The 21671-nt window shown below is 69.3% G+C and carries 24 protein-coding genes; 10 read left to right on the plus strand and 14 right to left on the minus strand.

Going from position 1 to position 21671, the window contains the following annotated elements:
• Both creC and ACODT0_RS10150 read right to left on the minus strand, forming a co-directional pair.
• Positions 1–1449, minus strand: coding sequence for a two-component system sensor histidine kinase CreC (gene creC / locus ACODT0_RS10145; protein ID WP_413761931.1), 1449 nt, complete (start codon positions 1447–1449; stop codon positions 1–3).
• Entirely contained in the window at positions 1446–2252 is an 807-nt protein-coding gene (locus tag ACODT0_RS10150; RefSeq protein ID WP_489041175.1) for a response regulator, read from the minus strand. Before ACODT0_RS10150 ends, creC begins: the two co-directional genes overlap by 4 nt.
• Before the next feature lie 560 nt (positions 2253–2812).
• Here ACODT0_RS10150 and ACODT0_RS10155 point away from each other — a divergent pair.
• Positions 2813–3787, plus strand: a complete 975-nt coding sequence (locus ACODT0_RS10155; protein WP_057591829.1) for a YcjF family protein — start codon at positions 2813–2815, stop codon at positions 3785–3787.
• 4 nt (positions 3788–3791) lie between these two features.
• Here the strand turns inward: ACODT0_RS10155 and cueR are convergent, their stop codons facing one another.
• Both cueR and ACODT0_RS10165 read right to left on the minus strand, forming a co-directional pair.
• Positions 3792–4139: a Cu(I)-responsive transcriptional regulator gene (gene cueR, locus ACODT0_RS10160; protein ID WP_409976546.1), complete on the minus strand. Its 348-nt coding sequence runs from the start codon at positions 4137–4139 to the stop codon at positions 3792–3794.
• Between the two features lie 68 nt (positions 4140–4207).
• Positions 4208–4402 (minus strand): heavy-metal-associated domain-containing protein, encoded by a 195-nt coding sequence (locus tag ACODT0_RS10165; RefSeq protein ID WP_057591827.1) that lies wholly within the window; start codon positions 4400–4402, stop codon positions 4208–4210.
• 147 nt (positions 4403–4549) lie between these two features.
• Between ACODT0_RS10165 and ACODT0_RS10170 the strand changes: the two genes are divergently transcribed.
• The gene (locus ACODT0_RS10170; protein ID WP_261212139.1) at positions 4550–6808 is read left to right on the plus strand and encodes a heavy metal translocating P-type ATPase; all 2259 of its coding nucleotides are present in this window, start codon (positions 4550–4552) and stop codon (positions 6806–6808) included.
• 7 nt (positions 6809–6815) lie between these two features.
• Here ACODT0_RS10170 and ACODT0_RS10175 read toward each other — a convergent pair whose 3' ends face one another.
• The 5 genes from ACODT0_RS10175 to ACODT0_RS10195 form a co-directional block, all read right to left on the minus strand.
• Positions 6816–7298 carry a GNAT family N-acetyltransferase gene (locus tag ACODT0_RS10175; protein ID WP_489041176.1) on the minus strand — a complete coding sequence of 161 codons (483 nt, stop codon included), beginning with the start codon at positions 7296–7298 and terminating at the stop codon, positions 6816–6818.
• A 59-nt stretch (positions 7299–7357) separates the two neighbouring features.
• Entirely contained in the window at positions 7358–8494 is a 1137-nt protein-coding gene (locus tag ACODT0_RS10180) for a sterol desaturase family protein (RefSeq protein ID WP_489041177.1), read from the minus strand.
• Between the two features lie 46 nt (positions 8495–8540).
• Positions 8541–9842 carry a beta-ketoacyl-[acyl-carrier-protein] synthase family protein gene (locus ACODT0_RS10185; protein ID WP_489041178.1) on the minus strand — a complete coding sequence of 434 codons (1302 nt, stop codon included), beginning with the start codon at positions 9840–9842 and terminating at the stop codon, positions 8541–8543.
• Positions 9839–10132 carry an acyl carrier protein gene (locus ACODT0_RS10190; protein ID WP_057591822.1) on the minus strand — a complete coding sequence of 98 codons (294 nt, stop codon included), beginning with the start codon at positions 10130–10132 and terminating at the stop codon, positions 9839–9841. Before ACODT0_RS10190 ends, ACODT0_RS10185 begins: the two co-directional genes overlap by 4 nt.
• Before the next feature lie 160 nt (positions 10133–10292).
• Positions 10293–11165, minus strand: coding sequence for an alpha/beta hydrolase (locus ACODT0_RS10195; protein WP_479671204.1), 873 nt, complete (start codon positions 11163–11165; stop codon positions 10293–10295).
• 137 nt (positions 11166–11302) lie between these two features.
• Here ACODT0_RS10195 and ACODT0_RS10200 point away from each other — a divergent pair, with 137 nt between their 5' ends.
• Both ACODT0_RS10200 and ACODT0_RS10205 read left to right on the plus strand, forming a co-directional pair.
• Positions 11303–11992: a response regulator transcription factor gene (locus tag ACODT0_RS10200; protein ID WP_057591820.1), complete on the plus strand. Its 690-nt coding sequence runs from the start codon at positions 11303–11305 to the stop codon at positions 11990–11992.
• A 13-nt stretch (positions 11993–12005) separates the two neighbouring features.
• Positions 12006–13412, plus strand: a complete 1407-nt coding sequence (locus ACODT0_RS10205; protein ID WP_057591819.1) for a sensor histidine kinase — start codon at positions 12006–12008, stop codon at positions 13410–13412.
• Here ACODT0_RS10205 and gloA2 read toward each other — a convergent pair.
• The 5 genes from gloA2 to gstA all read right to left on the minus strand — a co-directional run bounded on the left by gloA2 (position 13396) and on the right by gstA (position 16724).
• On the minus strand, positions 13396–13806 hold the full coding sequence (gene gloA2 / locus ACODT0_RS10210) for an SMU1112c/YaeR family gloxylase I-like metalloprotein (RefSeq protein WP_489041179.1): 411 nt from the start codon (positions 13804–13806) through the stop codon (positions 13396–13398). The genes ACODT0_RS10205 and gloA2 overlap by 17 nt on opposite strands.
• Positions 13803–14267, minus strand: a complete 465-nt coding sequence (locus tag ACODT0_RS10215; protein WP_489041180.1) for a GNAT family N-acetyltransferase — start codon at positions 14265–14267, stop codon at positions 13803–13805. The genes gloA2 and ACODT0_RS10215 overlap by 4 nt, the downstream gene beginning before the upstream one ends.
• A complete protein-coding gene (locus tag ACODT0_RS10220) occupies positions 14264–14749 on the minus strand; it encodes a RidA family protein (RefSeq protein WP_093343645.1) in 486 nt (161 codons plus the stop codon). Before ACODT0_RS10220 ends, ACODT0_RS10215 begins: the two co-directional genes overlap by 4 nt.
• Before the next feature lie 45 nt (positions 14750–14794).
• The gene (locus ACODT0_RS10225) at positions 14795–15898 is read right to left on the minus strand and encodes an alkene reductase (protein ID WP_413761925.1); all 1104 of its coding nucleotides are present in this window, start codon (positions 15896–15898) and stop codon (positions 14795–14797) included.
• 217 nt (positions 15899–16115) lie between these two features.
• Positions 16116–16724, minus strand: coding sequence for a glutathione transferase GstA (gene gstA, locus ACODT0_RS10230; RefSeq protein ID WP_057591814.1), 609 nt, complete (start codon positions 16722–16724; stop codon positions 16116–16118).
• A gap of 177 nt (positions 16725–16901) precedes the next feature.
• Here gstA and ACODT0_RS10235 point away from each other — a divergent pair, with 177 nt between their 5' ends.
• The 6 genes from ACODT0_RS10235 to ACODT0_RS10260 all read left to right on the plus strand — a co-directional run bounded on the left by ACODT0_RS10235 (position 16902) and on the right by ACODT0_RS10260 (position 21671).
• A complete protein-coding gene (locus ACODT0_RS10235) occupies positions 16902–17087 on the plus strand; it encodes a DUF1328 domain-containing protein (RefSeq protein WP_057591813.1) in 186 nt (61 codons plus the stop codon).
• On the plus strand, positions 17087–17236 hold the full coding sequence (locus tag ACODT0_RS10240; protein ID WP_172705369.1) for a hypothetical protein: 150 nt from the start codon (positions 17087–17089) through the stop codon (positions 17234–17236). Before ACODT0_RS10235 ends, ACODT0_RS10240 begins: the two co-directional genes overlap by 1 nt.
• A 28-nt stretch (positions 17237–17264) precedes the next feature.
• Positions 17265–18149: a transglutaminase-like domain-containing protein gene (locus tag ACODT0_RS10245; protein ID WP_261212150.1), complete on the plus strand. Its 885-nt coding sequence runs from the start codon at positions 17265–17267 to the stop codon at positions 18147–18149.
• 172 nt (positions 18150–18321) lie between these two features.
• Entirely contained in the window at positions 18322–20274 is a 1953-nt protein-coding gene (mnmG, locus tag ACODT0_RS10250; protein ID WP_093343651.1) for a tRNA uridine-5-carboxymethylaminomethyl(34) synthesis enzyme MnmG, read from the plus strand.
• Positions 20271–20909: a 16S rRNA (guanine(527)-N(7))-methyltransferase RsmG gene (gene rsmG / locus ACODT0_RS10255; RefSeq protein WP_489041181.1), complete on the plus strand. Its 639-nt coding sequence runs from the start codon at positions 20271–20273 to the stop codon at positions 20907–20909. The genes mnmG and rsmG overlap by 4 nt, the downstream gene beginning before the upstream one ends.
• Positions 20910–21056: 147 nt before the next feature.
• Positions 21057–21671, plus strand: a complete 615-nt coding sequence (locus tag ACODT0_RS10260) for a LysE family transporter (RefSeq protein ID WP_057591809.1) — start codon at positions 21057–21059, stop codon at positions 21669–21671.

Raw genomic sequence — 21671 nt, forward strand, 5'->3', positions numbered from 1 at the left:
TCAGGCCGGCAGCAGCGGCAGCGTGAGCGTGGCCACCGCGCCGCCGCGCGTCGCGTTGCCGAGCTCGATGCGGCCGTGGTGCAGCGCGGCTATCTCCTTGACGAAGGCCAGGCCCAGCCCGGTGCTCTTCTTCTGGCTATGCGGCCGCGCCAGCGAATAGAACTTCTGGAAGACCTTCTCCTGCGCGTAGTCGGGAATGCCCGGCCCGCGGTCGCGCACGCTCACGCGCGCGAGCCGCGAGGTGGTTTCCAGGTTGATCAGCACCTCGCTGCCGGTGGGCGAGAAATCGATGGCGTTGTCCAGCAGGTTGCTGATCGCGCGGCGCAGCAGGAAAGGATCGCCCTCGACCGAAGCGTTCGCGCCCGTGCCTTCGCGCACGTTCACCTGCACCCGGATGTTGCGCTGGGCCGCCGCGCTCTGCGCGCCGGTCGCGATGTCCTCGATCAGCGGCGCCAGCGCCACCGGCTGGGTGCGCTCGAGCGCGCGCCGGGTCTCGAGCGCGGTCAGCTCCATCATGCGGTCGACGATCTCCTGGATGCGCTGGGTCTCGCGCGCGATGTTGGCGAGGAAGCGCTCGCGCTCCTCGTGCGGCATCGAGGGTTCCTGCAGCAGCTCGGCCGCGCCGCGGATCGCCGACAGCGGGCTCTTCACCTCGTGGGTGAAGGTCTGCACGTAGTCGGCGACGTAGTTGCGGCCGGTCAGCGTGTCGCGCATCTCGCTGAAGCCGCTGCGCACCGCGTCGACCGCGCGCCGCGCCATGCGCCGCAGGCTCAGGCTGCGTTGCGCGCGCACCCAGCCCCAGTAGTCGCGGATCAGCCCGAAGGGCCGCACCAGCCAGACCGAGACGATCACCGCGAGCAGCAGCAGCGCCAGCGCCGAACCCACGCCGACCCAGATCGTGCGCGCCCGCGCATCCTCCACGAACTGGCCGAAGCTCTGCACCGGCTTGCCCACGCTGACCATGCCGACGATCTCGTTGTTCCAGCGGATCGGCGCCCCCACGTACATCACCGAAGTGCGCGGATCCACGTCGACGTCGCGCGAGGTGCGCGCGCCGTAGAGCCCGGCCAGCGTACGGCTCACGTCGCTCCATTTCGAATAGTCGGCGCCCAGGTGCCGGCCGAGCGAATCGAACATCACGCGCCCGCCCCGGTCGGTCACGTAGACGCGCAACTCGACCCGGTTCTTGTGCAGGTTGTAGATCTGAGCCGAGAACTCGCGCGCATAGAGCGTGCGGAACAGCGGCTCGAGCCGCGCCGTGTTGATGGCGCCCGCGATCACGTCCTGCTCGACCAGGCTGGCCACCAGCTGCGAGGTCTCGACCAGCGATTCCTCGGCCGACTCGCGGTAGCGCGGATCGATGTCGGAGACGACGCGGTACAGCAGGAAGGCGATGCCGGCCGTGTAGATCAGCAGGATGCCGATGAAGATGCGCGTGCGCCGGGTCACGAGATCCTGGCGGGCAGTTCTTCGTTGAGGGCGTAGCCGGTGCCGCGCAGGGTGCGGATCGGCTCGACCTCGGGCGCGATCGCCTTGAGCTTGGCGCGCAGGGTCTTGATGTGGGCATCGACGGTGCGGTCGAAGCTCTCGCTGGCATCGTCCCAGACCCGCTCGAGCAGCTCGTCGCGCGTGAACACGCGTCCCGGGCGCTGCACCAGCAGGCGCAGCAGGCCGTATTCGTAGCGCGAGAGTTCGAGCAGGCGGCCGTAGTAGCGGATCTGCATGCGCTCCTGGTCGAGCACGAAGGGCAATGGTGGCGCTGCGGGCGGTTGAGCGGGCGCAGGCGACGTCTGGGAGGTGAGCGCATGGGGGACCCCCTGCCCGCCGCCCGCGGGCGCTCCTATGCCTCCTGGCGAGCCTCCACGCGCACTGCGCCGCAGGATGGTTCGCACGCGCGCCACCAGTTCGCGTGGCGAGAAGGGCTTGGCGACGTAGTCGTCGGCGCCGAGCTCAAGCCCCACCACGCGGTCGATCTCGTCGCTGCGCGCCGTGAGGAACAGCATCGGCACCTCCGGTCCGCCCATGGCCTGGTTCAGCGCGCGCAGCCGCTTGAACAGCTCGAAGCCGTTCATGTCGGGCAATCCCACATCCAGTATCGCGAGCGCCGGCGCTTCCTGCGCGAACCGGGCCAGCGCGTCTTCCGCGGTGGCGCACCAGACCGGCGTGAAGCCGTCGCTCTTGAGCACGTACTGGAGGGTGTCGGCGATGCCCGATTCGTCCTCGGCGATCAGGATCCGCGGTTTGAAGCTCATCCGGCGATGGTAGCGAGCGCCACGGGGCGGACGCCAGCCACGTCGACGGCGTTGCAACGAGGCGCGGCCTTCGGACTTTTTTTCGGGCGCGACCTTTGGTCTCTCTCTATTTCTTATTCTTCTTATTCAAATTAGTAGTAGTAGATAAGGGTCCGCCCCTTCTGTGGACAGGCCGATTTTTTCGTTATGTGACAAGCACTTGTCATACAGCGGTCACTGTGCGCAGCCGTGCTTTTGTGCTGTCGCGGCCAAAGGGACAACCTGGCGCATCCGTCCGGCGCTGTGGATAACCACCTGCTTGTGCCAGAACTCTCCCCAGAGTTGTCCTTTGACAGCCCTCCGGAAATCTGCGAAAGGCGTTTTTCGGGTGAGGAAATTCATTGCCCAATTTTTAAGCGGTCTGTAGATTCCCCATAAAAATCAATAACTTGCCGCGCCCCTACAAAGTAGTTCTGTGGTTATCCACAGAGTTGCACCCGCTTTGTGGGGAGAACGCGCGGCGGAACCTTCCCCCGGTCATCCGACCGAACTTCGTCCTTCACCTTGTGGAAATTCCAGCCGTGACACCTTCCGAAACCCAGGCCATCGTGACCCTCAGCCTGCTGGCCGCCTTCGTCGACGGCGAAAAGCACGAACGCGAGCGCGCGGAAATCAAGCGCATCGCCGAAGGGCTGTCGCAAACCGACGGCCTGAACCTGCCGACGCTCTACCAGGACGTGCTGATGAAGCGCGTCTCGCTGCCGTCGGTGGCGGCGCAGCTGCAGAGCACCGAGGCGAAGCAGCTCGCCTACGAGATGGCGGTATGCGTGTGCGATGCCGACGGCGCGCAGTCGCAGGCCGAGCGGATGTTCCTGGCCGACGTGCGCACCTCGCTCGGGCTCGATGCCTCGGCGGCGCAGTTCTCGAACCAGGCCGAGGAGATCGCGGCGGCCGGGGCGGTGGCCGGTGCCTCCGCGGGCGCCGTGGTGGCCGCGGCGCCGGTACCGGCCGTCGCGGCGGGCGCGTCGCCGCTCACGCCCGACAGCGCCGAGCTCGACAAGTCGATCCTCAATGCCGCCATCCTCAACGGCGCGCTCGAGCTGCTGCCCGAAACGCTGTCGACCATGGCGATCATTCCGCTGCAGATGAAGCTGGTCTACCGCATCGGCAAGGCGCACGGCTACGAGCTCGACAGCGGCCACGTCAAGGATTTCATCGCCACCGTGGGCGTGGGCCTGACCTCGCAGTACCTCGAGCAGGCCGGGCGCAAGCTGCTGGGCGGGCTGCTCGGCAAGGTGGGCGGCGGCCTGCTGCGCGGCGTCGGCAAGCAGGCCGTGAGTTCGGGCATGAGCTTCGCGACCACCTATGCGCTGGGCCATGTCGCCAAGCGCTACTACGCGGGCGGCCGCACGCTGTCGACGCAGATGCTCAAGGACGCCTTCTCGGGCGTGGTGCAGGAAGGCCAGGGCCTGCAGTCGCGCTACCTGCCGGCGATCCAGGAGAAGGCCCGCACGCTCGATGCGGGCAAGGTGCTGTCGCTGGTCCGGGGCGCCTGAGCCGTCAGGCGGTCTTCGACAGGTCGTCGAGGATCGGGCACTCGGGCCGCGCATCCCCGTGGCAGCAGTGCACCAGGTGGGCCAGGGTGCTGCGCATCGATTGCATGTCGGCGATGCGCTGCTCCAGTTCCTCGAGGTGCTTCTGCGCGATGCGCTTCACGCTCGAACTCGTGCGCCGGCGGTCGTGCCACAGGCCCACGAGCTCGGCGATCTCCTCCATCGAGAAGCCGAGGTCGCGCGAGCGCTTGATGAAGCGCAGCGTGTGGATGTCGGCATCGCCGTACTGGCGGTAGCCGCTGTCGGTGCGCGCCACCGCGCTCAGCAGGCCCAGGCCCTCGTAGTGGCGCACCATGCGCGCGGACACGCCCGACAGCCGGGCGGCCTCGCCGATCGCCACGGGGCCATGCGTGACCGGCACCTTCACTGCACCCGGTAGCCGGCGTTCTCGATCGCCGCCACCAGGTCCTGGCGCGGCTGCTGGCTCAGCACGTCCACATGGCCGGTCTCGAGGTCGACCGTGACCTGGGCCTCGGGGTCGACCGTCTGCACCGCGTTCTGCACGGCGTTCACGCAATGTCCGCAGCTCATGCCCGCGACCTGGAATTTCTGGCTCATCGTTTCTGCTCCTTCGTGGATGACAAGGTGGGCGTTGGCCCGTTCGGAAACCGAAGTCTGAACCTTGCCACGATGTCAATGTCCAGTCCAGGGACTCTTCCTGCCGCGCTTGACCTTGCCATGGTGTGAAGCTTTAGCCTTCGCAGCATGGAAAACGTACAAGCACGGCCTCTGCCGAATCTCACGCTGGACCTCTCGGTCGGCGGCATGACCTGCGCGTCCTGCGTGATGCGCGTGGAGCGCGCGCTCAAGGGCGTGCCCGGCGTCCAGGACGTCAGCGTGAACCTCGCGACCGAATCGGCGCGCGTGGTGGCGCAGGCGCAGGGCGGCGAGGACATCGATGCGAGGCTGCGCCGCGCGGTGCGTTCCGCCGGCTACGAGCCGCGCGCCGCGGCCGATGCGCAGGAGGAAGCCGCGGCGCTGTCGCCCTGGCACGGCTTCGGCCCGGTGGCGGTCGGCCTCGCGCTGTCGGCGCCGCTGATGCTGCCGATGGTCGGCGAGTTCTTCGGCCGCGACTGGATGCTCGATCCCTGGCTGCAACTGCTGCTCGCGACGCCGGTGCAGTTCTGGCTCGGCGCGCGCTTCTACCGCGCGGGCTGGCATGCGGCGCGTGCGCTCACCGGCAACATGGACCTGTTGGTCGCGCTCGGCACCAGCGCGGCCTACGGACTCTCGCTGTGGCTCTGGTGGCGTTCGGCCACCGGCGAGCACGCGGGCCATGGGATGGTGCCGCACCTGTACTTCGAGGCCTCGTCGGTGGTCATCACGCTGGTGCTGCTGGGCAAGTGGCTCGAGGCGCGCGCCAAGCGCCAGGCGACCTCGGCGATCCGCGCGCTGCAGCAGTTGCGGCCCGAGGTGGCGCACCTGGTCGGCCCGCGCGGCGAGAGCGACGTGCCGCTGGCCGAGGTGATGGTGGGCGACCGCCTCGCGGTGCGTCCCGGCGAACGCGTGCCGGCCGATGCGCGCGTGGTCGAGGGCGAATCGGAGGTCAACGAGTCGATGCTGACCGGCGAGCCGCTGCCCGTGCCCAAGGGACCGGGCGACCCGCTGACCGGCGGTGCCGTCAACGGCGACGGCCGGCTGGTGGTCGAGGTGCGCGCGGTCGGTGCCGAGAGCGTGCTCGCGCGCATCATCCGGCTGGTCGAGGATGCGCAGGCCGCGAAGGCACCCATCCAGCGGCTGGTCGACAAGGTGGCGGCCATCTTCGTGCCGGTGGTGCTGGTGATCGCGCTGCTCACCTTCGGCGGCTGGATGCTGCTCGGCGGCGCCGACATCGAGACCGCGCTGATCCACGCGGTGGCCGTGCTGGTCATCGCCTGCCCCTGCGCGCTGGGCCTGGCCACGCCGGTGGCGGTGATGGCGGGCACGGGCGTGGCGGCACGGCGCGGCATCCTCATCAAGGACGCGCGTTCGCTCGAACTCGCGCACCGCGTCGACACGGTGGCCTTCGACAAGACCGGCACGCTGACGCTGGGCCGGCCGGTGCTGACCGCGCTCGTGCCGCTGGCCGATGGCGGCGAGGCCGACCGGTTGCTGGCCGTGGCCGCGAGCCTGCAGAGCGGCAGCGAACATCCGCTGGCGCGCGCCGTGCTCGTGGCCGCCGCCGACAAGAAACTGGCGGTGCCGGCGCTGCGTTCGATGCAGGCCATGCCCGGCCGCGGCGTGCGCGGAGAGGTCGAGGGCGAATTCGCCGGTGCCTGGGCCCTCGCGAGCCTGCGCTGGTGCCGCGAGCTCGATGCCGAGGTCGACGCGGCCGAGGTCGACCGGCTGCAGGCGCAGGGCGCCACGGTGTCGGCGCTGCTGCGCTTCGATGCCGCCGGCGCGGCCGAGGCACTGGCCCTGCTGGCCTTTGCCGACGAGCCCAAGCCGCAGGCGGCCGAGACCGTCGCCGCGCTGCGCGCGCGCGGCCTGCGCGTGGTGATGATCTCGGGCGACAACCTGCGGGCCGCGCGCGCCATGGCGGCGCGGCTGGGCATCGCGGCCGAGGACGTGCGCGCCGAGGTGCTGCCGGCCGACAAGGCGCAGCAGGTGAGCGCGCTGCGCCGCGACGGCCACGTGGTCGCGATGGTGGGCGACGGCGCCAACGATGCGCCCGCGCTCGCGGCCGCCGACGTGGGCATCGCGATGGCACCGGCCGATGGCGGCACCGACGTGGCGATGGAGGCCGCGGGCATCACGCTGATGCGCGGCGATCTCGCGCTGGTGGCGCAGGCGCTCGACCTCTCGGGGCGCACCGTGGCGAAGATCAGGCAGAACCTGTTCTGGGCCTTCGCCTACAACGTGGCGGGGATTCCGTTGGCGGCCTTCGGGCTGCTGAGCCCGGTGGTGGCCGGGGCGGCGATGGCGTTGTCGAGCGTGAGCGTGATGGCCAATGCCTTGCTGCTGCGGCGCTGGAAGGGTTCCTGAGACCCTGTCAGTCGAGCAGCAGCGCCATCAGGTGATCGTCGATGTAGTCGGCCTCGCCGGCGCGCTTGTAGAACTTGCGCAGCGTGCCCTCGCGCACGAAGCCCAGCTTCTCGTAGAAGCGCAGCGCGGGCGCGTTGTCACTCTCGGCATAGAGCTCGATGCGCTTGACGCCGGCCGTGCGCAGCCGTTCGATGGCATCGTTCACCATGGCCAGCGCCACGCCGCGGCCATGGAAGGCCGGGTCCACCGCGAGCGTGCCGAGACAGGCGACGTGCGCCACGCGGCCCGGATAGCGCGTAGCGCGGTAGAAGCCGGCCATGCGGCCCTCGACCTCCCAGATGTGGAAGCAGCCGCTGCGCACCAGCTCCTCGTGGATCGGCCGGAAGTCCGCGAGCGGCATCGGGTCGTAGCCGAGGAAGCGCACCACCTTCTCGTGCATGTACAGCGCATGGACGGCGGCGAGGTCGTGGGAAGTGGCAAGTCGGCGCACGGCGGCTCCATGGTCGGGGTCGGTCTGGGGCCCGCAGGATAGCAATCCCGCGTGGCCGCTCAACCCGCCGCGAACAGGAGGGCGCCGGCCAGCGCCAGCAGCAGCACCTGCGCGGGCCAGGCCCAGCGCAATCGCAGCCGCGCATCGAGCACCGCGCCCACGGCCCAGAAACCCGCGATCGTCAGCGCCAGCAGTTCGAGCCCGGTGCGAAAAGCCATGTCGTCCGCGCGCCAGAGAAAGGCCAGCGTCATGCCGACCCAGCCCGCGAAATGCAGCGTGGCCGCGATCGCGCGTGCGCGGCCGACCGGCGGATCGTCGAGGACGGCGGCCGCCTCGAGCGAGAAGTCGGGCTCGGGAAAGCGCGCCGCCACGTCGGCCGGCCGCCAGCCCGGCGATCGCCAGAACACGCCGAGCTTGTCGCGCCAGCGCCGCGTGTGCCAGGCATCGCGCGCGAGCGGTGCATAGGGGCCGAGCACCGCGCGCAGCGGATCGAAGCCCGCGAGCGGCTTGCGCGTGCCGTAGACGCAGCGCTCGCTCTCCTCGGCGAAGGTGCCGAACAGACGGTCCCACACCACCAGCATGCCGCCGTAGTTGCGGTCGAGGTAGCCGTCGTTGACGGCGTGGTGCACGCGATGGTTCGAGGGAGAGGAGAACACGCGGTCGAACCAGCCGAGCTTGCCGATGTGCTCGGTGTGGATCCAGAACTGGTAGACCAGCACGATCAGCCCCGCGAGCCCGAACTGCTCGGGCGGCACGCCCACCACGGCCATCGGCAGGTAGAAGGCCCAGCCGAGGAAGGCGACCATGCTCTCCTGCCGCAGCGCGGTCGAGAAATTGAAGCGCCGGCTCTGGTGGTGCACCGCGTGCGCGGCCCAGAACAGCGCCGACTCGTGGCCCGCGCGATGCAGCCAGTAGTCGCAGAAGTCGAACAGCAGCACCGCGGCGATCCAGCCGAGCGCGCTGTTCCAGAAGCCCGCGTCGGTGCACAGCGCGACATGCGGATAGACGAGCGCGTAGAGGCCGATCTGGAACAGCTGCGTGCAGACCGCGAGCGCCTGGCTCAAGAGACCCTGGCTCAGGCTCGCGACGGTGTCGGCGAAGCGGTAGGTGTTGCGCTGTTTGAGCCAGCCCCAGGCGAATTCGCAGGCCATCAGCAGCACGAACACCGGCACGACGAGAACCACCAGCCGATGCACTGCCTGCCTTGAGCCTTCCTGCGCGCGAAAAAACTTCAGCGAAGTCTCAGCGGGATGGGGCGTCGATGCGTCCAGCGACCAGCACGGCGTTGGTGCCGCCGAAGGCGAAGGAATTCGACATCGCCCAGCGCATGCCGGGCACGGCGCGCGCCTCGCCGCGCACGAAGTCCAGCTCGAAGGCCGCGTCGGGCTCGCGCAGGTTGGCGATCGGCGGCACGGCCTCGTGCGCCAGCGCGCGCAAGGTCGCGACCAGTTCGATCGCGCCGCCGCCACCGAGCACATGGCCGTGGATCGCCTTGGTGGCGCACACCGGCATCGCGCTGCCGAACACCTCGCGCACCGAGGCTGCCTCGGCCGCGTCGCCGGCCATGGTGGCGGTGCCGTGGGCGTTCACATGGCCGATCTGCGCGGCATCGATGCCCGCGTTGCGCAGGGCCGCGCGCATCGCGCGCACCTGGCCCGCGCTGTCGGGGTTCGTGATGTGCGTGCCATCGCAGTTGGTGGCATAGCCGGCCAGCACATAGGACGCACCATCGCCCGCGTCGAGTGCGCCGCGCGAACGCGCATGCGCTTCCGATTCGAGCACCAGCGCCGCGGCGCCTTCGCCGAGCGCGAAGCCCGCGCGGTCGCCCGAGAAGGGACGGCATGCGGTCTCGGGCGCGCCGGCCGGCGGCGCGGCCATCACGCGCATCGCCTGCCAGCTCGCCATCACCCCGGGCGTGAGCATGGCGTCGTGGCCGCCGACGATGGCGACGTCGATCCAGCCGCCGCGAATGGCGCGCATCGCCTCGCCGATCGCCACCGCCGAGGAGGCGCAGGCGCAGGCATAGGCGATGGCCGCGCCGTGCGCGCCGAAGTGCAGCGCGAGCTCGGCCACTGCCGCATTGGGCATCACGGTGAGCACGGTGGTCGGCCGCATGCGGCGCTGCTCGGCATAGAGCGCCTGCGTGGTGTTGTCGAAGCTGCCCGCGCCCGCGAGGCCGCTGCCCCAGAAGATGCCCAGCCGTTCGGGGTCGACGCTGTCGCGCGCCAGTCCGGCCTGCGCCGCGGCATCCTGCGCGGCCGCGAGGGCCATCGCGGTGCCGCGGTCCAGCGGCAGGCGCGAGATGCTGCGCACGCCGTTCGAATCGAAGTCGCAGGCAGCCACGGGAATCTCGACGCTGTCCATGCCGGGGATCGCGAGCGTGTGCGAGCGCACGGCCGAGCGGCCATGGAACAGCGCATCGTCGAAGGCCTCGAGCGTGCGGCCGATCGGCGTGACGAAACCGACGCCGCTGACGCGCACCGGCGGCGCCGCGATGCGCTGCGCCGAAGCAGCGATCACCGCGTGTTCGACACCGCTGCTCATGCGTGCGCCGCCTCAGGCGCGTTCGCGGTGTTCGCCATCGCGGCAGCGCTCTCCGCATCGATCACTTCGCACAGGCGCTGCAGCGTGATGCCCGCTTCGCGCGGATCGAGACGGTCCTCGGGAATGCGCAGGTGGAAGGCATCCTCGACCGCGAAGACGAACTCCATCAGCGCGAGCGAGTCGAGGCCCAGGTCGGCGAGCGCGGTCTGCGGCGAGACCAGGCTGGCCTCGACGCGGAAGTCGTTCTCGAGGATGCGCGCGATGCTGTTGAAGGTGGGCGAGGTGGACATGGGGCTGGTTCCTTTCAGGCGAAGCGTGGTGCACGATCGTCGTGCGGGAGTGCCATCGGTCGGCGCGGCAGTTGCGGGGAAGGCGAGCGTCGCGACACCGCCTTGCACGGTTCATTGTGGGGTGGGATCGAGGGCATCGCGATGGCGAACGCGTTCCTTTTCAGGAAGCCTTCAGAGAGAAGGACGGGGCATCGGCGCCCGTGCCGTGCGCGACCTCGTCGGCGAAGGCGACGGTCTCGCGCACCACCTGCTGGCGGTCGTTGTCGATGGTGATCATGTGGTAGCTGTTGCTCACCACCACGCTGCGGAAAGACCGGCAGCGCAGGCCGCGCGCGAGGATCTCGAGGTTGGCGACGCTGGCCACCTCGTCCTGCTGCGCATGCAGCGCGAGCACGCGGTCGCATTGCACGCGATGCAGGTTGGCGCGCACGTGGCGGATCAGCCGATGGTGCTCGCGCAGGTGGCCCACGCCGATCACCGAACTGCCCGCGCGCGAGACCTTGCGGTGGCGCAGCTCGCGCTCGATCCAGGCACGCACGCGTTCGTTCTTCACGCCGTAGGGCGGGCGTTCGCGGTACTGCCAGAGGCGGCCCAGCGGCGTGTAGTAGGCCAGCGGCAGCAGCATCTGCGTGCGCGGGATGGCCCAGCCGTCGAAGCGCAGCGTGGTCGACATCAGCACCAGCGCATCGACCGCGTCGCCGCAGCGGATGGCGGCGCCGAGCGCGAGCGAGGAGCCGGCCGAGATGCCCACGAGCAGCACGCGATCGTGCGTCTCGCGCAGGGCCGTGACCTGGGCCTCGATGCTGTCGAGCCACTGCTGGAAGGGCGCGGCCTGCTGCATCGGCGCATTGGCGTCGAAGGAGTAGCCGGGGATCGACATCGGGTGCACCGCGTAGCCGCCGTCGCGCAGCGCGGACTGCACGGTCAGCAGTTCGTCAGGTGTGCTGCACAAACCATGCAGCAGCACGACCGCGGTGCGTTGCACGGCGGGGTGCACGAAGCTCAGCAGGCTGGAAGGTTCGCGTGCGCTCATGACGATGCGGCCCCGATGAAAAGGGCCCGTGCGGCGATGGGCTGTCGTATGCTCATGCCGTGTTTATCGCGTGTCGTACTGACCGCCTGCTGACCCTCCCGCGAGCAAGAATAGGCACTTCAACCCACTCGAAAATCATGCGAATCCTGCTAGTCGAAGACGATGCCGTGCTGCGCGACGTGATGCTTCGCAGCCTCGCGGACGCTGGTCACCGCGTCGATGTCTCCACCAACGTCGAGGACGCCGACCACCTGTGGCGCGTGCAGCCCTTCGATGCGGTGCTGCTCGATCTCAACCTGCCCGCCACCGCGAGCGCGACCAGCGGTCTCGCGAGCGGACTCACCGCGCTGCGACAGGCACGCGCGCGGGGCGACCGCACGCCGGTGCTCGTGCTCACCGCGCGCGGCCGCACCGAGGAACGCATCGCGGGCCTCGACGCGGGTGCCGACGACTACCTCGGCAAGCCCTTCGACCTGGCCGAGGTCGAGGCGCGCCTGCGCGCGCTGGTGCGCCGCGCGAAGGGCACGGAAGACATCGTGCTGCTGGGCCAGCTGAAGCTCGATCGCAAGGCGCGGCGCTTCTCCACCGCGAGCGGCCCGCTCGACCTGCCGGCGCGCGAGTTCGAGGTGCTGTGGGAACTGATGAGCCCGCCGGGCCGCACGGTGAGCAAGCGTGCGCTGTCCGACAAGCTCTCGAGCTTCGACGAATCGCTGGGCGACAACGCGCTGGAGGCCTTCATCTCGCGCCTGCGCAAGAAGCTGGTCGGCTCGGGCGCGGGCATCCGCACCCTGCGCGGCATCGGCTACCTGCTCGAAGCCGAAGTCTGAGCGCGCCGCGACCGTGAGCGACAGCGAAGCAGCGCCAGCGCGGATCACGCCCAGCCCGCCGCGCGCGGTGTCCACGCTCACGCGGCGCGTGCTGCGCAACGTGCTGGTGCCGCTCGCGCTGAGCTGGATGGTGGGCGCGGTGATCGCGCTGGTGATCGCGAACTACTTCTCCGAGCAGGCCTTCGATCGCGGCATGCTCGACGACGCCTATGCGCTGTCGGCCAACGTGCAGGCGGGCGAGCGCGGCATCGAGCTGCTGCTCACGCCGCGCGAGGTGGCCACGGTGCTGTTCGACCAGATCGACAAGGTCAACTTCTCGGTGCAGCGGCTCGACGGCACCCTGATCTCGGGCGCCGACGATCTGCAGGCGCCGCTGCCCGTGGGCGGCGCGCGCTACCGCTTCTCGGACGTCACCTACCAGGGCAAGCCGATGCGCGCGGTGGTGCTCGAGCACGATGCCGAGCCCGGCGTCTCGATGCCCTACCGCGTGGTGATCGCGCAGACCACGCTGAGCCGCACGGCGCTCGTACGGCAGCTGCTGGGCTATGCGCTGGCGCCACAGGTGCTGCTGCTGATGCTGCTCGCCGTGTGGCTCTGGCATGGCATCCGCCGCGATCTGCGGCCGCTTGGCGACCTGCAGCAGGCGCTCGACCGGCGCGACGTGCGCGACCTCTCGCCGGTGACGGTGGTGCGGACCTCGCGCGAGCTGCAGCACCTGGGCGAGGCGGTCAACGCGCTGTTCGAGCGGCTGGGCCACAGCGTGCGCGGGCAGCGCGAGTTCGTGGGCAACGTGGCGCACGAGCTGCGCACGCCGCTCGCGGGCATCCGCGCGCTGGCCGACTACGGGCTCGCGCAGCAGAAGCCCTCGGTATGGCGCGAGCAGCTCGAACAGGTGGCCAAGAGCCAGGAGCGCGCGAGCCACCTGATCGACCAGCTGCTCGCGCTCGCGCTGGCCGACGAGGCCAGCACCAGCCTCGAGACCGCGCCCGTGCGGCTCGATGCACTGGCCGAGCAGACGGTGCTGCGGCACCTCGCGCGCGCCGATGCGCGTGGCGTGGACCTGGGCGCGCGCGGCCTCGACGACAGCGTGACGGTGCAGGCCAACGAGGCGCTGGTGGAAGGCATCCTCGACAACCTGATCGACAACGCGTTGCGTTATGGCGGCCGCACCATCACGGTCGAGGTCAGCGGCGAGGTGCTCAGCGTGATCGACGACGGACCCGGCATTCCGCTCGATGCGCAGCGCCTGCTGATGCAGCGCTGGGCGCAGGGGCCCGCGGGGCAGAAGCTGGGGCAGGGCTCGGGCCTGGGCCTGTCGATCGTGGCGCGCTATGCGGAGCTGCTCGGGGCCGAGCTTCGGCTCGCGGCGGCCGAGCCGACGGGCCTGAAGGTCAGCGTGGACTTCACGCGCAAGGGCTAGCTTCGTAGAGCTCGAGCGGCAGTCCGTCGGGATCGGCGAAGAAGGTGAAGCGCCGGCCCGTGTACTCGTCGACGCAGATCGGCTCGACGGCAACGCCGTGCGCCTCGAGCGCCTCGGCCGCGGCACGCACGTCGGGCACCTCGAACGCCAGGTGGCGCAGCCCGCGCGCCTCGGGGCGCGAGACGCGCGCTGGCGGATCGGGAAAGGAGAACAGCTCGAGCTGCGAGCCGTCGGGCAGCGCGAGATCGAGCTTGTACGAGTTGCGCTCGGCGCGCAGGTGCTCGGCGACGATGCGCAGGCCCAGCACCTCGCTGTAGAAGCGCTTCGACACCGCGTAGTCGGAACAGATGATCGCGGCATGGTGGATGCGCGCGAGCCTGGGCGTGGCGTTCATCGCAGCGCCTTGCGCAGGAAGACGCGCGTGCGGTTCTCGAGCACCAGGCGCCGGTATTCGACATAGCCGATGCGCGCGTAGAGCGCGCGGTTCTCGCTCATCTTCTCGTTGGTGAACAGGTAGATCGAATCGAAGCCCTGGCGCAGCGCCTCGCGCTCGGCGAGCTCGAGCAGCGCGCGGCCCGCGCCGCTGCCCTGGTGCCTGGGCTGCACCGCGATCACGTCGACCAGGAAGCCTTCGTCGGTGATGTCGAGCACGAGCGCGGCCGCGATCTCCGCGGCATCCGCGGCGACCCACACCTGTTGCAACTCGATGGCGCTTGCGTAGTCCTTGCTCATCGGCAGCGGCACGATCGGCAGGCGCGGCAGATAGACGCTGAAGGCGGCGATCGCGCAGTCGCGGATCGCTTCGGCATCGGCCGCTTCGGCACGACGCAGGGTCCAGCGCGGTGCTTCGCTCATTCGGCGATCTCCACCTCGGCCTCGATCTCCACCGGGATGTTGAACGGCAGCTCGGCCATGCCGACCGCGCTGCGCGCATGCGCGCCGACCTCGGGCCCGAAGAGCTCGAGCACGAGGTCGGAGAAGCCGTTGATGACCGAGGGCTGGCGGTCGAAGCCCGGGGCCGAGGCGACCATGCCGAACACGCGCGTCCAGGCCGTGATGCGGTCGAGATCGCCGAGCGCGCGCTGCAGGCTGCCGAGCATCGCGAGCGCGGTGAGGCGCGCGGCCGCGTAGCCCTGTTCCACGTCGAGCTCGCGCCCGAGCTTGCCCAGCGGCGCGGCGATGCTGCCGTCGGCATTGAGCGGGCCGTGGCCCGAGACGAAGGCGCGCCGCCCGACGATGCGCACGAAGCGAAAGGGCAGCACCACGCCCGGTGGCGGCTGGACGGCGGGCGGAAGGACGAGGCCGCGCGCGGCCAGCTGGTTCTCGATCTGCGACATGGCGCAACGGTACCCGAAAGCACCGTGCGCCGGTCGCCGGCAGCCTCAGGCCAGCGCGGGATAGTCGGTGTAGCCCTTGGCGCCGCCGCCGTACAGGGTGGCCTTGTCGAGCTCGTTGAGCGGCGCGTGCTCGCGCAGGCGGCGCACCAGGTCGGGGTTGGAGATGAAGGGCTTGCCGAAGGCCACGAGGTCGTCGCCTTCCTTCACGGCCTCTTCCGCGAGCGGGCGGTCGTAGCCGTTGTTGACCATCCAGGCGGCCTTGCCGCCGGCCTCGCGGTAGGCGGCCTTGAGCGCCTCGTAGTCGAAGGGCCGGTCGGCGATCTCGCGCGGGCCGCCGGTGGCGCCTTCGATGATGTGGATGTAGGCCAGGTCGAGCTTCGCCAGTTCCTTCACCACGTAGGTGAACAGCGGCTGCGGGTTGCTGTCGTGCACGTCGTTGGCGGGCGTGACCGGCGACAGGCGGATGCCGGTGCGGCGCGCGCCGACGGCGTCGGCCACGGCGCGCGTGATCTCGAGCAGGAAGCGCGCACGGTTCTCGATGCTGCCGCCGTAGTCGTCGCTGCGCTGGTTGCTGCCGTCCTTGAGGAACTGGTCGAGCAGGTAGCCATTGGCGCCATGGATCTCGACGCCGTCGAAGCCCGCGGTCTCGACCGCGTTGCGCGCGGCGGTGGCGAAGCCGTGGACGATGCCGGGGATCTCGCCGGCATCGAGCGCGCGCGGTTCGGAGGTCTCGGTGAAGGTCGGCACGCCGTCATGGATCAGCACGGTCTTGGTCTTGGCGGTGATGGCCGAGGGCGCCACCGGCTGGCCGTTGCCGGGCTGCAGGCTGGTGTGCGAGACGCGGCCCACGTGCCACAGCTGCACCACGATCTTGCCGCCCTGGGCGTGCACGGCGTCGGTCACCTTCTTCCAGCCGTCGAGCTGCTCGGTGCCGTAGAGGCCGGGCACGTCGGCGTAGCCCTGGCCCTGCTGGCTGATGGCGGTGGCCTCGGTGATCAGCAGGCCGGCGCTCGCGCGCTGCGCGTAGTAGGTGGGCGCGAGCGCGGTCGGGATGGCATTGGGCGAGCGGTTGCGCGTGAGCGGCGCCATCACGATGCGGTTGGCGAGCTTCAGGTCGCCGGCTTGGACGGGGTCGAAAAGGGTGGACATGGTGGGAGAAGGAAGGTGTGAACAGCGGAAGGAAGCGCAAGGGTAGGGGCGGGGCCTCAACCCTGCTGCCACGGGGTTGTAGTCTTGGTGCTAGGCGTTGCGGCGCTGCAAATGCAATCGGGTGGCATTGCACGGGCGGCCCGTCAAAAAGCGAACGGCCGGCGAGTTGCCGGCCGTTGAAGGGCGAAGCGCGGTGTTGCGCTCCGGCGGTGCGGAGTTACTTCAGCAGGCCCTCTGCCTTCATCGCTTCCTGCACGGCGGGACGCTCGCTCACGCGCGCGCGCCAGGCCTGGAGGTTCGCGAAGCCCGCGAGGTCCACGCCGGTGGGCTTGGCCCAGTTGGTCACGGTGAACAGGTAGCCGTCGGCCACGCTGAACTGGTCGCCCATCAGGTACTGCTTGTTCGCGAGTTCGCCGTCGAGCCAGGTGAAGCGCGAAGTGAGCTTGTCGCGCGCGATGGTCTTGGCTTCCTCGGGCATGGCCGGGTTGAACAGCGGGCTGAAGCCCTTGTGGATCTCGGTGCCGATGAAGGTCAACCACTCCTGCAGGCGGTAGCGCTGCATGGTGCCGGCCGCGGGCGCGAGGTTCTTGGTCGGCACCAGGTCGGCGATGTACTGCAGGATCGCGGGGCCTTCGCGCAGGCGCGTGCCGTCGTCGAGCTCGAGCATGGGCACGTAACCCAGCGGGTTGATGCCGTAGTAGTCGGTGCCGTCCTGCAGCTTGTGGCTCTTGGTGCTGGCGAGCACCGGTTCGAAGGCGAGGCCGGCTTCGTGCATCGCGATGTGCGGCGAGAGCGAGCAGGCGCCCGGCGAGTAGTACAGCTTCATGCGAAAAACTCCAATCGATCGTTGAAATGGTTCTTTGGAACGCACCGGATGCTAGCGGGTTTGGGCTGCGCGGGTTTGTCCTACGGGTGCTTGGGCTCGCTGACTATCGGGGCGGCGAGCACCGCTTTCTATTCTTCGGGCACCGAGGGCTGCGACCCGCGGCAAAGGAGTCACTCGATGTTGAAGTACGCCATCATTTTCGCGGTCATCTCCCTGGTGGCCGGCCTGCTGGGTTTCGGCGGCATCGCGGCCGGTGCCGCGGGCATTGCCAAGGTGCTGTTCGGCCTGTTCCTGATCCTGGCCGTGATCTTCATCGTGCTCGCCGCGCTGGGCGTGGGCGCGGTGAAGAAGGCGCTCGACTGATGCACCGGCACCGGTCGGTGCGCTGGCCGCGCACGCGCTCGCTGGGCCAGCTGCTGCAGAGCCCCGCGCATTGCGTGCTGCGGGTGCTGCTGGTGACGCAGGCGCACTGGCAGCTGCCCGAGCACCGTTCGCGCCGAAGGCGCGCCTGAGCCAGGCGAAGAAGGGAAGGGGAGCCACATGCACATCTCGCACATCGAGGCGCAGCTGGACTACGAAGTCGGCGCGCCGGCCCATCTGCTGCTGAACATCGAGGCGGCCCGCGCAGGCGCGCAGGCGGTGATCCGCGAGACCCTCACGATCGAGCCGGCGGCCGAGGTGCAGGTGTTCTGCGACGAGGCCAGCGGCAACCGCTTCCTGCGCTTCGACGCGGCGCCGGGGCCGCTGAAGATCGCCTACACCGCGACCGTGCAGCGCACCCAGGTCGACGTGCCGCACGACCTGCCCGAAGTGCCGGTCAACGAAGTGCCCGACGAGGTGCTGCACTACATGATGCCGACGCGCTACTGCGAGTCGGATCTGATGGCGCGCTGCGCCTTCCAGCTCTTCGGCGACCTGCCGCCCGGCATCGGCCGCGTGCAGGCGATCGTGGACTGGATCCACGACAGCATCACCTACGAGTCGGGCAGCACCGACTCGACCACCACGGCGCGCGAGGTCTTCGTGCAGCGCGCCGGCGTGTGCCGCGACTTCGCGCACCTGGGCATCACCTTCTGCCGCGCGCTCAACATCCCGGCACGGCTGGTGGTGGGCTACGTGGCCTTCGAGGAACCGCCGCAGGATTTCCATGCCGTGTTCGAGGCCTGGCTCGGCGGGCGCTGGGTGCTGTTCGACGCCACGCGCATGGCGCCGGTCGACCGCCTCGTGCGCGTGGGCACGGGGCGCGACGCGAAGGACGTGGCTTTCTGCACCATCTTCGGCAGCGTGAGCATGCGGGACAAGCAGATCGTGGTGACCGAGCTGCAGGACCAGAGCGTGGCACCGCCCGTGGAACCGCCAGCCAGCGGGGCACTCGTGGGCATCGAGAAGCCGGTGCCGGTGGTGGAGCTGGCCACCTCCGCTTGATTCCGCGAATGGTTTGCTATTAAAAACATAGCAAACTATCGAGTCCCATAGAGGCTTGGCGGACTTTTAGAGTTGCACGACCAGCTTGTCCCCACAGTGGGCGCGAGCAGGGAGGGCCGATTAAAATCATGGCCCTCCTTTGCGCCGCGCACGCGTCAGTGCGCCCCCTCTCATGCTTTATCCCGAAGAATTCGACGTGATCGTCGTCGGTGGCGGCCATGCCGGCACCGAAGCAGCGCTCGCTGCCGCCCGCATGGGCGCGAAGACGCTGCTGCTGTCCCACAACATCGAGACCTTGGGCCAGATGAGCTGCAACCCCTCGATCGGCGGCATCGGCAAGGGTCACCTGGTGAAGGAGGTCGACGCGCTCGGTGGCGCGATGGCGATCGCCACCGACGAGGCCGGCATCCAGTTCCGCATCCTCAACTCGAGCAAGGGCCCGGCCGTGCGCGCCACGCGCGCCCAGGCCGACCGCGTGCTCTACAAGGCGGCGATCCGCCGCCGGCTCGAGAACCAGCCGAACCTGAGCCTGTTCCAGCAGGCGGTCGACGACCTGATGGTCGAGGGCGACCGCGTGGTGGGCGCGGTCACGCAGGTTGGCATCGCCTTCCGCGCGCGCACCGTGGTGCTGACCGCGGGCACCTTCCTCGACGGCCGCATCCATGTCGGCCTCGACAACTACCAGGCCGGCCGCGCGGGCGATCCGCCGGCCGTGAGCCTGTCGGCGCGCCTCAAGGAACTCAAGCTGCCGCAGGGCCGGCTCAAGACCGGCACGCCGCCGCGGCTCGACGGCCGCAGCATCGACTTCTCGAAGTGCACCGAGCAGCCCGGCGACGGCATGCCCGGCGGGGCAGGGCCGATGCCGGTGTTCAGCTTCCTCGGCAAGGTCGAGATGCACCCGCAACAGATGCCGTGCTGGATCACGCACACCAACGCGCGCACGCACGAGATCATCCGCTCGGGCTTCGACCGCAGCCCGATGTTCACCGGCAAGATCGACGGCGTCGGTCCGCGCTACTGCCCGAGCGTCGAGGACAAGATCAACCGCTTCGCCGACAAGGACAGCCACCAGATCTTCCTCGAGCCCGAGGGCCTGACCACCAACGAGTACTACCCGAACGGCATCTCGACCAGCCTGCCTTTCGACATCCAGTACCAGCTGGTGCGCTCGATGCCCGGGCTGGAGAACGCCCACATCCTGCGTCCCGGCTACGCGATCGAGTACGACTACTTCGATCCGCGCGAACTCAAGAGCAGCTTCGAATCCCGCGCGATCCAGGGCCTGTTCTTCGCCGGGCAGATCAACGGCACCACGGGCTACGAAGAGGCGGCGGCCCAGGGCCTGTTCGCCGGCATCAACGCCGCGCTGCAATGCCGGGGCGAAGACGCCTGGCTGCCGCGCCGCGACGAGGCCTACCTCGGCGTGCTGGTCGACGACCTGATCACCAAGGGCGTGACCGAGCCCTACCGCATGTTCACGAGTCGCGCCGAGTTCCGGCTGCAGCTGCGCGAGGACAACGCCGACATGCGCCTGACCGAAGCAGGGCGCAAGCTGGGCCTGGTCGACGACGTGCGCTGGGATGCTTTCAGCCGCAAGCGCGACGCTGTTTCACGTGAAACAGAGCGGCTCAAGTCGATCTGGGTGAACCCGCGCAACCTGCCGGCGACCGAGTCGGTGCGAGTGCTCGGCAAGGCGATCGAACATGAGTACAACCTGGCCGACCTGCTGCGCCGGCCCGATGTGAACTACCAGACCCTGATGTCGCTCGACGGCGGCAAGTACGGCGCCGAGGCCCAACTCAGCGAGACCGAGATCGAGCAGATCGAAATCTCGGCCAAGTATTCGGGCTACATCGAGCGCCAGAACGACGAGGTGGAGCGCGCCGCCCACTTCGAGAGCCTCAAGATGCCGGCCGATTTCGACTATGGCCAGGTCAAGGCCCTGAGTTTCGAGGTGCGCCAGAAGCTCGCGAAGCACAAGCCCGAGACCTTGGGCCTGGCTTCGCGCATCTCGGGCGTGACGCCGGCGGCCATCTCGCTGCTGTTGATCCACCTGCGCAAGGGCGGCCACAAGGCCTTTTCCGCGACCAAGGAAGCAGCCACCGAGCCGCAGTCGGCCGAATGACGGCGACGATCGAACGGCTGCGCGCTGGCGCGGAGGCGCTGGGCGTGGCCTTGTCCGAGCGCCAGGCCGAGCAGCTCACGGCCTATGGCGCGCTGATGCTCAAGTGGAACAAGGTCTACAACCTCACGGCGCTGCGCGACCCCGACAGCGTGCTGACCCACCACCTGCTCGACAGCCTCGCCGTGATTCCGCCGCTGCAGCGCGAGTGGGCAGGGCAGGGTACGCTGCTCGACGTGGGATCGGGGGCCGGATTGCCGGGGGTGGTCATTGCGATCCTGCGGCCCGATCTCGACGTCACCTGTCTCGATGCGGTCGCGAAGAAGATGGCTTTCGTGCAGCAGGTGGCCGGCGAACTGGTGCTGCCCAACCTGCGCGGGCTTCACGCCCGGGTCGAAAGGCTCGAGAGCCGTTTCGACCTGATCAGCTCGCGCGCCTTCGCGTCGCTGCCCGATTTCTTCTCGGGCTCCTCGCACCTGCTGGCCGACGGCGGCAAATGGCTCGCGATGAAGGGCAGGAATCCGGCCGATGAGCTCGCCGGACTGCCGGCCGAAGTCGCGGTGTTTCACGTGGAACAACTGACGGTGCCCGGCCTCGACGCCGAGCGGTGCATCGTCTGGGCACGAAAACAGGCCTGATCCGTGTCCGGCAAGACGGCAGCACCCGTCGTCTTGCCAAAAGAAACGCGCGGGCCGCGCAAAACCGGCCGTTCGGCCAATCGCCGCGCCACCTGCCTCGCTTAGACTCGACGGCTCCCCTTTCCCTCTTTCCACGAGGCAATTCCCATGTTCGGCATCGCTGACTACGGCGCGTTCGTCGCCGCCATCATCCTGTTCCTCCTGATTCCCGGCCCGGGCAACCTGGCACTGATCACGTCGACCAGCAAAGGCGGAATTCGCGGCGGCCTGGCGGCGACCCTCGGCGTGATTGCCGGCGACCAGGTGCTGATGTGGGCCGCGGTGGCCGGCGTGTCGGCCGTGCTGGCCGCTTACCCGGCCGCCTTCAAGGCGGTGCAGTGGCTCGGCGCCGGCTACCTGGCCTGGCTGGGCTTCAAGATGCTGCGCGCCAAGCCCGGCTCGGCGCCTATCCTCAACATCCGCCCGAGCCACTTCATGCGGCAGGCGCTGATGATCACCTTGCTGAACCCCAAGGCGATCGTGTTCTACATGGCTTTCTTCCCGCTGTTCGTCGACCCGGCCCGCCATCAGGGCCTGGTCACCTTCGGCGCGATGGCGGTCACGATCGCTGCGCTGACCTTCCTCTACGGCCTGACCTCCACCTTGCTGACCCACTTCCTGGCCGAGCGCATCCGCGCCAATCCGCGGATCTCGGCCGTGCTCGAGAAACTGGCCGGTGTCTTCCTGATCGCCTTCGGCGTGAAGCTCGCCGCCTCGAACTGA

The sequence above is a fragment of the Variovorax sp. FG153 genome, from assembly GCF_057809595.1.